Source organism: Vibrio fortis (genome assembly GCF_000695685.1).
GTDB classification, from domain to species: domain Bacteria; phylum Pseudomonadota; class Gammaproteobacteria; order Enterobacterales; family Vibrionaceae; genus Vibrio; species Vibrio fortis_A.
Window position 1 is genome coordinate 370,813 of the sequence record NZ_JFFR01000033.1, and the last position, 15,879, is coordinate 386,691.

A 15,879-nucleotide genomic window follows, 5' to 3' on the forward strand; every position below is an offset into this window, starting at 1 on the left:
CCTCTCTGTTGAATTAAACTTTTTTCTGCAAAGGTGCATAGGAAAATTAAAAAAACACCCTGTTAAAAGGGCTTCTAGGTGCCTTAAATTTGCGATTTTGGGGTGTTTTAAATGGTTGTTTTTAAAGGTTTTTAAAATCGTGACTTGGTAGCGAACCAATGTTACGTTTCGGGGACGCAAATAAGGAACGGCCATGAAAACCAAAAAACACACTTATCATCAGCACGATTTCTCTCACCAAGACCTTAGTTATTTGGCTTTTGAATCTTGCACTTTTTTGGAGTGTAACTTTCATAACGCTCAGCTAAAAGAAACCACGTTTAAACATTGTAAGTTTATTGAAACTTCCGACATGGAAGGGTGCCAGTTTAACTTTGCTGATCTGAGAGATGCTAGCTTTCAAGACTGTAAGTTAGCGATGGCCAACTTCAGTAATGCCAATTGCTTTGGTATTGAATTCAGGAACTGCGATCTAAAAGGCGCGAATTTCCATCGTGCTAACTTTGCCAACTACGTGACGCAGAAAGTCTTCTTCTGCTCGGCTTATATCACAGGCTGTAATTTGTCCTATACGAACCTAGAGAGCGCCAACTTGGAGAAGTGTGAGTTGTTTGAAAACCGTTGGATTGGCGCGCATCTAGTGGGGGCGTCGATGAAAGAGTCGGACTTGAGTCGTGGTGTTTTTTCAGAAGATGCTTGGACTCAATTTAGTTTCCAAGGCGCAAACCTATGTCATGCTGAGCTAGAGGGGCTTAACCCGAAAAGGGTGGATATGACAGGCGTTCAAATCGCAGAATGGCAACAAGATCAATTGCTTGAAGCTATGGGTATTGTGGTGATGCCGGACTAAACGTGATGTGGCTAGTCTAAAATGAGCGACTTAGGCGCTCATTTGAGTTAGAAGCCTGCTAGTTAGGAGCATTGTTGCGATAGTCAGGCTCAGACAGATTCTCAGCAAAGCCTATCTCACCGATGATATACAGAGCACTGCCAATCGCATCGAGAGTCTCGTTGGAGTTTCTTTCAGGCACATTAACCACAGTGATGTTGTCGAAATCATTAGAGGTCGAGTTGGTATCGAAAGAAGCGTAGTCGTTACACACTATGCTTTGGCAATTATGATGCTGCTCTGGTGCAGTTGGTAAGTTTTGAGTCGATAGGTTCTGAATTGGTAGGTTTTGAATCGAATTGATATCAAATCCCCCCGGGTTTCCAGCACTGGAGCTATCTATGCTTGAAGTTCCTGCTGCACCTAGGGCGTACCCAGAAAGTACCAGCAACAACGGTGCAATCACTTTGATCATAAAACCTTACTCCATTCATCAGTCACGCCAATGATAACCAAAGCTAGTTTGAATTGCACAGTGTTTTTTATAAATCGTGTTTTTAATGATTTAACGAGAATAGCCCGGTTCGATTGACCGGGCTAGTTTCCGTAACTTTCTGATTGTTATGAAGGATATTACAGCGTGTTCTTGAAGATTTTGCCGTCTTTCATGATTAGGTCCATTTCACTCAGGTGAGAACCGTCAGGCTTGGCATCGTTAGTTAACCAAGTCTCACGACCACCGATGAGAGTGATGTCTTCCAGTGGGTTACCATCGATGAGCAGGATATCCGCGTAGGCGCCCACTTCAATAACACCAATTTTTCCGTCAGAGTATGGGTTGATCCAGTCTTCCATGAGTTCTGCAGAAATACGGCCACCAGTCGAGGTGAGTGCTCGTAGTGCTGAGAAGTTACCAAAGAACTTAGCATTTAAGTAAATCTCATGAGCGATCTGTTTGGCACACATATCCGCGTAGCCGACACAATCTGTGTTGAAGGCGCGATAGTCTGGATCAAGCTTTTGCACATTCTCGATATAGTCACCAAAGGCAGCTTGTGCAGATGCTAACTTCTTCTGGATGCTTGGGTCTTGCACTACGGGTACCTTAGCCAATTCTGGAGAAAACGCAGTTAAGTTAGTGACCAAGAACGCGCCGTTTTCTTTAAATTTCTTATCGTGACTTTCGTTAAACATGAAGCCGTGCTCGATGGATTTAACTCCGGTATCAAGGGCTTGGTGTAAAGCCTTATCTGAATAGGCGTGAGTCGAGACATAAGAACCGTAAGACTCCGCAATATCTACCGCTGCTTTCAGCTCTTCATCAAGCAGGGATTGGTACTGCCACGGGTCGAATTTTGATGAAACACCACCAGACTGGAACACTTTAGTAAACTGACCACCCTGACGGTAGTTGTGACGCGCTTGCTCGTGGATCTCTGCAACACCTGCTGGTGTAGACATAATGCCCAAAATTTCTAGGTTTTGTGGTGAGTCATCTAGGCGTCGCGATTGCAAGCCAACGTCTGAGTGACCACCAATTGGTGCAATAGGAGCGCCTGAAACGTAGGTACGAGGGAAATCGATGTCACCTTTCTTCTCAAGCTCTGTCCATACGCCGTCAGCACCACCAACATCACGAATCGTACCGAAGCCAAGATCGAGATACATTTCACCAAACCCTTGAGCGTGCACGGCAATCTCAGACCAACGCATATCATTAGTGCCGAGTAGCCCTTTTGGTAGGTTGAGGTGCATGTGCGCTTCTACCATAGCTGGCATTAGCGTTCGGCCTTCACCATCGATAACCTTGGCTTGCTCGGGAAGCTCGGCGTCACCTTTGGTGATCGCGGTGATTTTATTGCCAGTAACAACCACGGTGTGATTGTTGTAAAGCTTATCCTCAGTTCCGTTGAAAACATTAACGTTCTTAAATACAACAACTTGTGGTGCTTCTACTGCAGTTGGCGCTGGAGTTTCTGTTGGCAATGCCGCAGCGGTTACCGAAGCGGTTGTCATAATCAAAGATGCGGCAATCAGTGTTTTCTTGAACATAGTAGACTCTCTTAATTTGCTGGTGATGTTCTGAAGTACGAGTGAATCATACGCAGCAATCTAAGAGAGAAATGGCCATTTGATGACACGCGCTTATATAGCTATTCGTTTCGTGATCTGTTTTTTGCTAGCCACGACTATCGATATGAATCATCACTGAATCTGGTCGCCAGTACTCGAATTCGCAGTCCATTAGCTCACCATCTTGCTTGTAGTTTACGCGGCAAATCTTCAGTACTGGTTGACCCTCTGAGAGGTTGAGTGCTTTGGCAACATGGGCGGGCGCAGAGGTGGGTATCACATCAAATCGAGAACGCTGAGTTTCGTAACCGTAGTTCTTCTTGTAGATATCGGTGAGTGACATCTTGAGATCGTGCGAGAGGATCTCAGGAAACAAACTTGCTTTAAGTACGTTCTCCACAAACAGCACCACTCTTCCGTCGATGTAGCGCAGCCGTTCAATGACATGAACTGGTGTGATGCTTTCCACTTTCAGTGCTTTGGCGTATTCACCTGCGGCCATTTCTGAGCGGGTATTGATAAGACGAGTCTCTGCAATTCGATTCTGATCGCGAATCATTTGATGAAAGTGAGAGCGAGATAGGGGGTTGTATCGGATACGCTCAGGAGAGACAAACCAACCGCGTCGATCCTCGCGATAGATTAGCCCTTCAGTCTCAAGAGAGATAAGCGCATCTTTGAGCGTGATGCGAGTGGTAGCAAAGAGCTCACTGAGTTCTCTTTCTGAGGGAATTTTTTGCCCCTCTTTATAGATCCCAGACTGGATCTGCTCGCGGATACTGTTTTTGATTTTTCCTAATTGTGTCTCTGAATGGCTGTTGCCCGGCATTCTCATTGTTGATCTAGTCCATGATTCCTTGTTGTTACCAGTATAAGTCGGCTGTTTAACAGTAATGTGACAGCTCGTTCTGGTTAAAAGTCGGGCTGTTGAAATATATCTGCCATATAAATGCATTTGAACTGTCAAATAAGTTGCCATAAACCGTAACAATTCGCCTATAGCATACAAAGTGAACTTACTGACCTAGTCCAGAAGGATAGAGACAATGAAAACTTTGCTTTGCCGTTCAACGCTATCACCATCAAAACTGATTGGCGCAACCTTGATGACAGCGACCATTTCAATGCCAACGATGGCGAATGACGCTGACTTAGACGCACTAGTAAAAGCCGCTCAAAAAGAGGGCGCGGTTTACAGTGTGGGTATGCCAGATAGTTGGGCGAACTGGAAAGACACTTGGGCGGACCTAAAGGAAAACTATGGCCTAAAGCACCAAGACACTGATATGAGCTCGGCGCAAGAGATCTCAAAATTTGAGGCTGAGAAGCGCAATGCAACCGCTGATATTGGCGATGTGGGCTTTGCTTTTGCTCGCGTTGCAGTGAAGAAAGACGTGACTCAACCCTACAAACCGTCAACTTGGGACGACATTCCTGACTGGGCGAAAGACAAAGATGGCCACTGGGCTCTGGCTTACACGGGAACTATCTCATTCATCTCAAACAACAATCTAGTCAAAGACGCGCCTAAAACATGGAGTGATCTGCTTGAGGGTGACTACAAGGTGACGGTCGGTGATGTAGGCGTTGCGGCACAAGCAAATAACGCAGTACTAGCAGCCGCGTTTGCTAACGGTGGTGATGAAAGCAACCTAAAGCCTGCGATTAAGTTCTTTGGTGAGCTAGCGAAACAGGGTCGTCTGTCTTACACCGATCCAAATATGGCGAACCTAGAAAAAGGTGAAGTTGAAGTGGCGATCATGTGGGACTTCAACGCACTGAACTACCGCGACAAAATTGACCGTGAGCGTTTCAGTGTCAACATCCCTCAAGATGGATCTGTTATCTCGGGTTACACCACCATCATCAATAAATACGCGAAGAACCCTAACGCGGCGAAGCTTGCTCGTGAATACATCTTCAGCGACCAAGGCCAAATCAATCTAGCTGAGGGTTACGCGCGTCCAATTCGTACCAACATCACTCTGCCTCAATCAGTACAAGACAAGCTTATTGCGAATGAAGAGTATGGCAATGTTCACCCTGTAACTGACTTCTCTGCATGGGAAAAATCAGCGCGTCGTCTGCCACGCCAATGGCAAGAAAGCGTTCTGATTCACCAGCAATAACCCCCATTTGAGTAAGAGAAAAAATCATGAGCAATAAGGTTATCCTTGTTGTTCTAGATGGACTGAATTATCAGGTGGCCCGTAATTGCATGGGTTACCTGAATGGTCTTCTAGAACTGAGTCACTCGCCTAGTAATCAGAGTGATTCACAAAGCCCATTGCAAGGCAAAATGCGCGCGACGCTTTATCCGATGCAATGTGAACTACCTTCTATGTCGCGCCCACTCTATGAGTGCATCTTAACTGGGGTTCGCCCTGCGGAGAGCGGCATCGTCAACAATCAGATTGTGCGCCTTTCCAATCATGAGTCGATCTTTAGCTTGGCGAAAACTCAGGGTAAAACCACCGCTGCAGCGGCGTATCACTGGGTGAGCGAGCTTTATAATCGTGCGCCATTCAATCCGGTTCGAGATCGTTTTACTCATGACGAGAGTTTGAACATTCAACACGGCTGCTTCTACCACTGGGACCACTACCCAGATGAGGCACTGTTTCTTGATGCCGAACACTTGCGCTTAACGTATCAGCCAGATTTCTTGTTGATCCACCCTATGAATATTGACGACATGGGCCACAAGCATGGACTGGACTCACGCCAGTATCGCAATAGTGCACGTGGTGCCGATATCTTCTTGTCGAACTACATTAAAGGTTGGATTGAAGATGGCTATCAAGTGATTGTGACTAGCGATCACGGCATGAACGACGACCTTTCTCACGGTGGCATTCTGGCTGAAGAGCGTGAAGTCCCATTCTTTGTGATTGGTGACAAATTCACGCATCAAGAGTGTCAGGTAAAACAAACCGATATCTGCGGCACTGTTTGCCAACTCCTTAATTTAGAACACAATAAATCTTACACTCAGGAATTGTTAGCACTATGAGCAGTCCTGCCATTACCCAAAAATCGAATTCACTAAACGCAAACGCGTCGAAACCTAAGGCCTCTTCTTGGTTCAAACGTTTTAAGCCCGCTTTATGGTTGGCGCCGTTTGCACTGTTTTTCTATCTGTTTCAGCTAGCCCCTATGGTTTGGGTACTGATAAACAGCTTCTTTTACGACGGCGAGTTGTCGCTCGAAAACTACACCGAGGTGTTTGATTCTGCTTTCATGATGCAGGCCTTTGGTAATAGTTTGTGGCTGTCCGTGTGGTCGAGTGTGTTTGGCCTAGCGATTGCTACCTTATTGGTTTCTTCTCTGCGTCGCGTTGACTGTAAAATTCGCGACGGCGTGATCGCCTTTACCAACATGAGTAGTAACTTTGCCGGTGTACCACTCTCTTTCGCTTTCATCATCATCCTTGGTACCAACGGTGCGATAACCTTGTTGCTGAAGCAATATGGTCTATTGGGAGAGTTTGACCTCTACGGAAAGTGGGGTTTGTTGGCGATCTATATCTACTTTCAAATTCCATTGGCAGTGTTGCTGTTATACCCAGCGTTTGATGCGTTGAGCGACGATTGGCAGGCAGCGTCTGCATTGCTTGGCGCAAAGACGTGGCAATACTGGCTTAAGGTTGGCTTACCTGTGCTATCTCCAGCGCTATTCGGTACTTTTATTATTCTGATCGCCAACGCGATAGGTGCTTACGCCAGTGTCTATGCACTCACTTCAGGTAACTACAACGTCATTACTATTCGAATCGCGAGTCTGGTATCTGGAGACCTGTTCCTTGAACCAAATCTAGCCGCTGCAATTTCTGTGATTCTGATGGCGATGCTGGCATTTATCACCGTGATTAACCAATGGCTTATCAGTAAGAGTTATGCAGGGAAGAAAAGCTAATGCAAAACGTTAATACTCGCTTTCATAAAACGGTGGTTTTCTCGATCGTTGGTATCATGATGATTCCAATTCTTGCCACGTTCGTTTACTCGCTGTCATCACGTTGGGGAGCTACTATTCTTCCAGATGGTTTTACTCTGGATTGGTACGTTAGCCTACTGACGGACCCTCGCTTCCTACAAGCGTTTGGTCGTTCACTGTTTATCTGTATCGTGGCATTAGCATTGAGTGTGGTGCTGATTCTTCCGGCAATATTTGTGGTGTTCTACTATTTCCCGAAACTGGATAAAGTAATGAATATCATGATCTTATTGCCGTTCGCTGTGCCACCTGTGGTCTCTTCGGTTGGCCTGCTACAGCTGTATGCCGACAGTGAAATTGCACTTATCGGCACACCTTGGATCTTGATTGGCACCTACTTCACCATTGCTCTGCCATTCATGTATCGCGCAATCGCTAACAGCTTTCAGGCGATCAATTTGCAAGATCTGATGGACGCTGCGCACTTACTCGGTGCGAGCACCACTAAGGCTTTCTTGTTGATTATTTTACCGAACCTGAAGAAGGGTTTGATGGCTTCTCTGTTCCTATCGTTCTCGTTCCTACTGGGAGAGTTCGTGTTTGCTAACATTTTGGTTGGAACACGCTATGAGACCTTACAAATCTATCTATACAACATGCGTCAGACCAGCGGCCACTTTACCTCTGCCTTGGTGATGACTTACTTCCTATTCATTTTCTTACTGACTTGGATGGCAAGTCGTTTTAGCCGTGGAGTCAAATAATGAGTTATGTAAACGCACACAATCTAACGAAAAGTTTCGGTGACAACACCGTTTTTGAAGACATTCAATTCACTATCGAGAAAGGTGAGTTTATTACCCTGCTTGGGCCAAGTGGTTGTGGTAAATCAACCTTGCTACGTAGCTTGGCGGGACTAAATCCAGTCGATGATGGCCAAATCTGGGTCAATGGTGAAGACATCACCCACCAAGCGCCACAGCAGCGCGGCATCGGTATGGTTTTCCAATCCTATGCATTGTTTCCAAACATGACGGTGGAGGGAAACATCGCCTTTGGTTTGAAAATGAAAAAGCTGGCTGGCGACGAAATCAAACGTGAAGTAGCAAAAGTGATTGAGCTGGTGGACTTGAAAGGTAAAGAGACCTTCTATCCACATCAGTTATCAGGTGGTCAGCGTCAACGCGTCGCTCTAGCGCGTGCTCTGGTGGTTAAGCCACGTATTCTGTTGCTTGATGAACCGCTATCGGCATTGGATGCCAAGATCCGTAAGCACCTTCGTCAGCAGATCCGTGATATCCAAAAAGAGATGGATCTAACGACTATCTTTGTTACTCACGATCAAGAAGAGGCGATGATCATGTCCGATCGCATCTTCTTGATGAACAAAGGTGAGATCGTTCAGGCAGGCACACCTGAAGAGATCTACACTCAACCTGCCAATGAGTTTGTCGCAGGCTTTATGGGACACTACAACTTAGTACAAGCGAACAAAGCTAAACAACTTTTCGATATCGACACCGACTGGAAGGTCGCGATACGCCCTGAATCTATTTATGTCAAAGAGCAGGGAAGACAATACGGTGCACATATTTCAGCACCAAAAACGGGTACGATCCGTAATCATCAGCTGCTGGGCAACGTGATTCGCTATCAAGTTGATGTGGATGAGTGTGAGCTTACTGTTGACCTATTAAATCGCTCTTCTGAGCGTCTATTGGCCAACGGTAGCCAACTAGAGTTGCTATTTAATCTAAATGAAATTCAGCCTGTGAGAGCCTAAGATGTCTAAGCCTTTGTATGTATTTGATATGGATGAAACCCTAGTCAACGGCGATGCTGCGATGATGTGGAATGAGTTCTTAGTCGAAAAAGGTATTGCGAGTGATGCAAGTTTTGTTGAAGAAGATCAGCGTCTTATGGGGCTTTATACCCAAGGTAAGCTGGATATGGAAGATTACCTAACATTCGCCATGCAGCCGCTTGGTGATATGACGACACAACAGGTGAATCCCTTGGTTGAGGAGTGCGTTGACACCAAAGTTCTACCTAATCTGTTCAAGCAGACTCTGCCATTGATAGAACAGCTAAAGCGCGATGAAATCGACATGCTGATCATCTCTGCCAGTGTAACTTTTTTGGTTGAAGTAGTAGGACGCAAACTTGGCATTCCAGAGGCACTAGGTATCGATCTGGTTGAGAAGCAAGGCCGCTACACGTCCAAAATAGAGGGCGTGCCAAGCTATCGAGAAGGTAAAGTGACACGTTTAGAGCAGTGGATCGCTGCACAACCGGCAACTTACTCAGAGATTCATTTCTACACTGACTCGATCAATGATCTGTCTCTTTGTGAGTATGCGGATTATGCGTATTTGGTGAACCCATGCCCACGATTGAAGGCATTGGCCGATAGACCGAATTGGCAGATCCTGAATTGGGACTAGCGGCGATTGTGGTCGATTGAACAAAAAACTCCGACATTAGGTCGGAGTTTTTGTTTTGGATGAGCGGTAAACTTAATATCTCGTCAATTGCTTTTAGGACGTCAACTTCATTCTCAAAATGAGAAAACTCTCTCCAGCGTTACTAACTTCATGAAATTAAACGACTAAATTTTAGGCACCTTACTTGCTCTCTTCTATTTTACACATTTACAGTCAGTTGAGAGGGAAGATAATGAGAATATGGAATCCACTGGTTGCGGCAGGCTGCATGGTTCCCAGCCTAGCACTAGCATTAACAACGTCCGATTTTACTTTTGAATCTGGAGCAGACAGCTCAAATTACTCTGCCTTAGGTAAGCCCAACGATACCTATTCGATTGCCGGAACATTGCCTCATGACACGCTAGACAATGTCTACTCGATGTTGCCTGAAGGAACCTATGTCAACAGTGCCTTCATCGCGCCAGAGCGTTACTCCAATATTGATATTGACGACGAATTGGGTGGTGCCGAGTTCGCATCGGCAAAAATCACTTTTTTGAATGAAGGGGCGGGCTATCGAAACGCGCTCGGTTATTTTGTCTACGATACCAATAATCCGCCAGCTTCAATTGACGACATTACGGCGAATACCATCGTTTTTCCCAACACTTCAAAAGCGCCAGATGGTGAAATGGTCGAAGGTGACACCATAGACCTCGGGGTAGAGTTAACCGCGGGTCAAACCCTCGCTTTCTTTGTAGTTCCCAATGGTTGGGGGTGGTCGGGTTCATACAATAACATTGCTTCACTTGGTAATTGGGGCACCCCTTTTTACAGTTACTCTGAACTTAACCCTGAGAACACGGCAAGTCTGCGAAGACATAATGTGGCCTTTATCGACACTGAGAATGAGTTCTTCGTACTGGGCTTTGAAGACCTAAAACGTACGGGGGGCGACCATGACTTTAATGACCTGTTGTTCACGGTTGAAGTGACTCCGTTTACTGCGGTGGATGGGGTTAACCCAGACGGTTCAACAGACTCAAAATATGAGCCATTGGTGCAGCAAGACAGCGACATCACCATCACCTCTGTTTACCCAAGTGGTAGTGATTATGCGACCATCGCATTTGAGGACAGATGGCCGTTGATGGGTGATTACGACTTCAATGATGTGGTATGGCGTTACCAAATTACAGAGCAGTTGAATGGTCAGCGTGAACTGAAAAACATCAGTTTTGACTATACGCTGCAAGCAATGGGAGCAGGCTTCTCAAACGGCTATGGTATCCATCTTCCGGGCGTTGACCCTAGTAACATTGCTAATGCGACTCTGACCCGTAATGGTGTTGCGGTTAGTCATTCGATTGTAAAGCAGGGTACTAGCGATGCAGTATTGATTGTTTCAGAAGACCTTAAAGTGGATCTTCAAAACCTAGGTGAACTTACAGAAAGCTGTGCATTCTATCGCACTCAAGTTGACTGTTTGGGTACCCAAAATGTCGGCGCATTGCAGTACCAACTCTATGTTGAGTTCACGACCCCAGTGTCTCGAGACATTGTCGGTTATCCACCTTACGACTCCTTTATTTTTGCTGCTCAATACATGTATCACGGTGACTTTACGAGCGAGGCTCCTGGATTCACATGGCAGACTCATTTGAAGCAGTTCTCGGGTACCAGTGACATGAACAATGCTTTCTTCAATATCCATGATGATAAGTCTGACAACGTTGCGTCGTTTACTACGGAAAACAATATGCCGTGGGCGATAAACATTCGTGACGAGTGGGATCATCCGATTGAATACACAGACATTTGTGAGGCCTACCTAACCTTTGATGACTGGGTAGAAGCGAGCGGAGAAAGCCATGGTGAGTGGTACAAAACCGCTGTAGAAAACACTTCAGTATCAGCAACGGGCGAATAAGGAGAGCATCATGAAAACATCTATCAAGTTAATTAGCCTACTTTCCATTTCAGCCCTGACTGCATGTGGTGGCGGAGGAGGTGGAGGAGGTGGCTCAACGGCTCAACCTGCTACACCGGCTGCCGCTCAAGATATTGTTGCCCAGCGCGATTTTTCGTTTGATGTGGGTGAGAAAATTACCTTGTCGATCGATTATTCAGGGTCAACTAAGGGAGCGCTGCATCTCTATTCAGAAGCGGCATTTGTAAAAAACGATGGTGAAGTCATCCCAGATCCGGTTTCGCGCATTACTACCATCTACCCAGATCTTACCGACGAAGTCGAACTTGAGGTCAATACGAACTGGGACTCGCTATATGTGCGCTGGGTACCAATGACCAGCAGCGAATCAGAGCAAACTTGGAGTATTCCGTTGGGGCAGCCGAGTAACAGTTATCACCTTACTTTCTAGCTAACCTATTATCTAACTCCAAATCATGCGGAGAGTGCCATTGGCTACTCTCCGTTTTTTATATTATCTCTTTTCAAGGTCATCTGTTTTTGACTCTTTCTATTTTCAAGCCTCAAGCCTTCCCTTTTTTCTGCTCATCTATTGAACAATCTTGCCTAAAACTATCGAGCAATAAACATCACACCTCAAATCTTTTGGGTATTTATTTAGTGGGCGAATGATTACGTAACTTATTGTTTTGGTGTTTATTTTTGTTGTTTTTACGTTTGTTTTGTAATTTCCTTGTTAAAATAATCATTTGAACCCTAACTAGTTTTCTGTCATTTTATAATTAATTGAACGTTCAATAAAAAATAAAAGGACCTAAAAATGCCCAAGGTAGGGATGCCAGATATCCGAAAACCGCAACTCGTACAAGCCACAATGGCGGTGATCGATCGTGTCGGTTTGCATTCGGCCAGTATCGCTTTGATCAGTAAAGAAGCTGGCGTATCGACTGGGATCATCAACCACTATTTTGGTGGTAAGCATGGGCTGCTTGAAGAGACGATGCGCGAAATCTTGCGCCAATTGTCGGTCACTATCACTAAAGCTCTAAAAGAGTTACCCGCTAACGCTCATCAACAAAGAATCAACGCCATCATCAACGGCAATTTCGAAGGCTACCAAGCAGAGAACAAGGTCGCGAAGACTTGGTTGGCGTTTTGGTCTTACTCAATGCACGACGCTCAGCTCAAAAGGCTACAACGTGTAAATGAAAAACGTCTTATTTCTCATTTGCTTATTGAACTAAAGGCACTTTTGAAGCCTGAGCAAGCTGAGTTAGTGGCGCATGGTATTGCATCGCTTATTGATGGTATTTGGCTGCGCGGGACGCTCAACCCCGAAGGTATTGATGCCAACAAAGCGCGTGCAATCATCAACGATTATCTCGACAAACAGCTGACGTTCTATTCGCTGAATGTCGATTAACACCCGTAATTTTGAATGGGCCAGCAGAGCCTAAACATAAACTAAGTCAGAAACTCACATGGAAATGAACACTTTATACATAGATGGAAAAACGGTGGCTGCTACGTCTGGGGAAACCTTTGTCAGCACTAACCCTGCCAATGGTGAACCTATTGCGATCATAGGCCAAGCGTCCCAATCAGACCTCGATCAGGCGGTTGAATCGGCGAAGCGCGGCTTTGCTGTATGGTCTGCTATGAGTGCAGTGGAACGCAGTCGCATTTTGATGAAAGCGGTAGAAATACTTAGAACACGAAACGATAACCTTGCAAAGCTTGAGGTTGCTGATACTGGCAAGCCATTGCAGGAAGCGATTGAAGTGGATGTGGCCTCTGGCGCTGACGTAATTGAGTACTACGCAGGTCTTGCTCCGACTCTGCAAGGTGAGCAACAACCCCTGAGCGAAAGCCAGTTTTTCTATACCCGCCGAGAACCTCTGGGTGTGTGTGCTGGTATAGGTGCTTGGAACTACCCAATTCAAATCGCAATGTGGAAGTCGGCACCTGCATTGGCCGCGGGCAATGCAATGGTGTTCAAGCCTTCAGAAGAGACTCCGCTTACTGCACTAAAATTGGCGGAGATCTTTACCGAAGCGGGTCTGCCTGACGGTGTGTTTAACGTTGTTCAAGGCGATTACCGAGTTGGCCAAATGCTGACGGCTCATCCAGATATTGCCAAAGTCTCTTTCACGGGGGAAACGGGTACGGGCAAAGCGGTAATGGCTGATAGTGCAAAGACGCTTAAGTCCGTCACCATGGAGCTTGGCGGTAAGTCGCCAATGATTATCTTTGATGATGCCAAGCTCGATGATGCGGTATCTGCCGCGATGGTGGCGAACTTCTACACCCAAGGTGAGGTGTGTACCAATGGCACACGAGTTTATGTGCATGAAAACATCTACCAAGAGTTTGTTGACCAGCTCAAGGCGCGTACAGAAAAGCTTGTGATTGGTGACCCGATGGACATCGAAACGCAAATCGGTGCGCTCATCTCCAAACAGCATCTGTCTAAAGTCCTTGAAGCGATTGAGACGGCTAAGCAGTCTGGCGCAACTCTGCTGACTGGCGGCTATCAAGTGACTGACAATGGGCTAGGTAATGGCAATTTTGTTATCCCAACCGTATTCGTCGATTGTGACGATGACATGCCTCATGTTCAGCAGGAGATCTTTGGCCCTGTGATGTCAGTGCTCAAATTCACCGATGAAGACGATGTGATTCGCCGCGCGAACGACACTCATTATGGCTTGGCGGCGGGGGTATTCACTCAAAACCTATCGCGCGCGCACCGCGTGATTCATCAAATGCAGGCTGGAATTTGCTGGGTAAACACTTGGGGTGACTCACCAGCAGAGATGCCAGTTGGTGGCTATAAGCTATCTGGGATTGGTCGCGAAAATGGACCCGAAACTCTGCTTCATTACACCCAAACCAAGAGCATTCTTATTGAGCTAGGCGACTACGTCAGCCCTTATGCATAACGCTTAACCTCTCACGGAGAACAGAACATGGAACAACGCTACGATTATATTATCGTCGGCGCGGGTTCGGCCGGCTGTGTGTTGGCCGATCGGCTAACAGAAAGCGGTCAACATAGCGTGTTATTGCTAGAGGCTGGTGGTACGGATAAGAGCATTTTTATCCAGATGCCGACGGCCCTTTCTTACCCGATGAACACTGAAAAGTACGCTTGGCAATTTGAAACTCAGCAAGAGTCCGGGCTTGATGGCCGCCAGTTACACTGCCCACGCGGCAAGGTGCTGGGCGGTAGTTCATCGATCAACGGCATGGTTTACGTACGTGGTCACGCTTGTGATTTTGATGAATGGGAAGAGCAGGGGGCAGCGGGTTGGAACTACCAAGCATGTCTGTCTTACTTCCGTCGTGCTGAATCTTGGAATCAGGGTAGTGATGTTTATCGTGGCGGTGATGGCCCTGTTGGAACCTGTAATGGTAATGACATGACATTGAACCCGCTCTATCAAGCCTTCATTGACGCGGGCAAAGATGCCGGTTACCCAGAAACCAAAGACTACAACGGTTACCAGCAAGAAGGCTTTGGCGCGATGCACATGACGGTGGATAAAGGCGTTCGTGCCTCAACATCGAACGCATATCTGCGTCGAGCATTAAAACGTTCTAATCTCACCCTTATCAAAGGCGTGGTGGTTCGTAAGGTATTGCTAGAGCAAGAGTCTGACCAATTGAAAGCGACAGGCGTTGAGTTTGAAAAGTCCGGCAAGATTCAAACCGCTTCGGCTTCAAAAGAGGTGATCTCTTCGGCGGGGTCTATCGGTTCAGTTCAGTTACTTCAGCTATCTGGGGTTGGGCCAAAAGCCGTGCTTGAAAAAGCGGGCGTAGAGCTTAAGCATGAACTCAGTGGTGTCGGTGAAAACCTGCAAGATCACCTCGAAGTCTACTTCCAATATCACTGCAATGAACCGATCACGCTCAACAGCAAACTCGGTTTAGTCAGTAAAGGCATGATTGGTGCTGAGTGGATCTTAACTCGCAAAGGGCTTGGGGCGACCAATCACTTCGAATCTTGCGCCTTTATCCGCTCTCGAAAAGGCCTTAAGTGGCCGAATATTCAATATCACTTTCTGCCAGCAGCGATGCGTTACGACGGACAAGCGGCCTTTGATGGACACGGTTTCCAAGTTCATGTTGGCCCGAACAAGCCAGAGAGTCGCGGCACTGTCGCAATCACATCGGCTGACCCACATGCCAAGCCTGAAATCACTTTTAACTACATTTCGACAGAGCAAGACCGTCAAGACTGGCGTGACTGTATTCGTCTGACGCGTGAAATTCTCTCACAACCTGCGATGGATAAATTCCGTGGAGAAGAGATTCAGCCGGGGGCAGATGTCACCTCTGATGAAGCGATCGATGAGTGGGTAAAACAGAATGTGGAGAGTGCCTATCATCCGTCGTGCGGCTGCAAGATGGGCGCAGATGATGACCCAATGGCGGTTCTAGACGAAGAGTGTCGAGTACGCGGTGTCGCTAACTTGCGTGTGGTCGATTCGTCGGTATTCCCAACCATTCCCAACGGTAACTTGAATGCGCCAACCATTATGGTGGCAGAGCGCGCTGCGGATTTCATATTGGGTAAAACGCCATTGGCTGCAGCAGATGTGCCCGTTTGGATTGCACCTCAATGGCAAGAGACTCAACGCGAAAACGAACCGTTAAGAGCCTTAGCCAAAGATACCTAATTA

Annotated in this window: 15 protein-coding genes; 12 read left to right on the forward strand and 3 right to left on the reverse strand. The window is 46.6% G+C overall.

Annotation, left to right across the window (positions count from 1 at the left end; translation table 11 throughout):
* Positions 1 to 193: 193 nt before the first annotated feature.
* On the forward strand, positions 194 to 850 hold the full coding sequence (locus VFDL14_RS00230; RefSeq protein WP_032553800.1) for a Qnr family pentapeptide repeat protein: 657 nt from the start codon (positions 194 to 196) through the stop codon (positions 848 to 850).
* A gap of 58 nt (positions 851 to 908) precedes the next feature.
* On the opposite strand, the gene VFDL14_RS23735 is transcribed toward VFDL14_RS00230, so the two are convergent.
* From VFDL14_RS23735 to VFDL14_RS00220, 3 genes are all read right to left on the reverse strand, one after another.
* On the reverse strand, positions 909 to 1,304 hold the full coding sequence (locus VFDL14_RS23735; RefSeq protein WP_050487509.1) for a hypothetical protein: 396 nt from the start codon (positions 1,302 to 1,304) through the stop codon (positions 909 to 911).
* A 158-nt stretch (positions 1,305 to 1,462) separates the two neighbouring features.
* Positions 1,463 to 2,881: an amidohydrolase family protein gene (locus tag VFDL14_RS00225; RefSeq protein WP_032553801.1), complete on the reverse strand. Its 1,419-nt coding sequence runs from the start codon at positions 2,879 to 2,881 to the stop codon at positions 1,463 to 1,465.
* A gap of 127 nt (positions 2,882 to 3,008) precedes the next feature.
* Entirely contained in the window at positions 3,009 to 3,737 is a 729-nt protein-coding gene (locus tag VFDL14_RS00220; protein ID WP_032553802.1) for a UTRA domain-containing protein, read from the reverse strand.
* Positions 3,738 to 3,948: 211 nt separating this feature from the next.
* Between VFDL14_RS00220 and VFDL14_RS00215 the strand changes: the two genes are divergently transcribed.
* From VFDL14_RS00215 to betA, 11 genes are all read left to right on the forward strand, one after another.
* Positions 3,949 to 5,031 carry an ABC transporter substrate-binding protein gene (locus tag VFDL14_RS00215; RefSeq protein ID WP_032553804.1) on the forward strand — a complete coding sequence of 361 codons (1,083 nt, stop codon included), beginning with the start codon at positions 3,949 to 3,951 and terminating at the stop codon, positions 5,029 to 5,031.
* A 26-nt stretch (positions 5,032 to 5,057) separates the two neighbouring features.
* Positions 5,058 to 5,915, forward strand: a complete 858-nt coding sequence (locus VFDL14_RS00210) for an alkaline phosphatase family protein (RefSeq protein ID WP_032553805.1) — start codon at positions 5,058 to 5,060, stop codon at positions 5,913 to 5,915.
* On the forward strand, positions 5,912 to 6,817 hold the full coding sequence (locus tag VFDL14_RS00205; RefSeq protein ID WP_032553807.1) for an ABC transporter permease: 906 nt from the start codon (positions 5,912 to 5,914) through the stop codon (positions 6,815 to 6,817). Before VFDL14_RS00210 ends, VFDL14_RS00205 begins: the two co-directional genes overlap by 4 nt.
* Entirely contained in the window at positions 6,817 to 7,602 is a 786-nt protein-coding gene (locus tag VFDL14_RS00200; protein ID WP_032553808.1) for an ABC transporter permease, read from the forward strand. Before VFDL14_RS00205 ends, VFDL14_RS00200 begins: the two co-directional genes overlap by 1 nt.
* Positions 7,602 to 8,621, forward strand: a complete 1,020-nt coding sequence (locus tag VFDL14_RS00195; protein WP_032553809.1) for an ABC transporter ATP-binding protein — start codon at positions 7,602 to 7,604, stop codon at positions 8,619 to 8,621. The genes VFDL14_RS00200 and VFDL14_RS00195 overlap by 1 nt, the downstream gene beginning before the upstream one ends.
* Before the next feature lies 1 nt (position 8,622).
* Positions 8,623 to 9,282 (forward strand): HAD family hydrolase, encoded by a 660-nt coding sequence (locus VFDL14_RS00190; RefSeq protein ID WP_032553810.1) that lies wholly within the window; start codon positions 8,623 to 8,625, stop codon positions 9,280 to 9,282.
* 232 nt (positions 9,283 to 9,514) lie between these two features.
* Positions 9,515 to 11,194, forward strand: coding sequence for an LruC domain-containing protein (locus tag VFDL14_RS00185; protein ID WP_032553812.1), 1,680 nt, complete (start codon positions 9,515 to 9,517; stop codon positions 11,192 to 11,194).
* Positions 11,195 to 11,204: 10 nt separating this feature from the next.
* Positions 11,205 to 11,645, forward strand: a complete 441-nt coding sequence (locus VFDL14_RS00180; protein ID WP_032553813.1) for a hypothetical protein — start codon at positions 11,205 to 11,207, stop codon at positions 11,643 to 11,645.
* Positions 11,646 to 12,014: 369 nt separating this feature from the next.
* Positions 12,015 to 12,617 (forward strand): transcriptional regulator BetI, encoded by a 603-nt coding sequence (betI, locus tag VFDL14_RS00175; RefSeq protein WP_032553814.1) that lies wholly within the window; start codon positions 12,015 to 12,017, stop codon positions 12,615 to 12,617.
* Positions 12,618 to 12,675: 58 nt separating this feature from the next.
* Positions 12,676 to 14,136 (forward strand): betaine-aldehyde dehydrogenase, encoded by a 1,461-nt coding sequence (betB, locus tag VFDL14_RS00170; protein WP_032553816.1) that lies wholly within the window; start codon positions 12,676 to 12,678, stop codon positions 14,134 to 14,136.
* Positions 14,137 to 14,163: 27 nt separating this feature from the next.
* Positions 14,164 to 15,876, forward strand: coding sequence for a choline dehydrogenase (gene betA / locus VFDL14_RS00165; protein ID WP_032553818.1), 1,713 nt, complete (start codon positions 14,164 to 14,166; stop codon positions 15,874 to 15,876).
* Positions 15,877 to 15,879 lie beyond the last annotated feature (3 nt).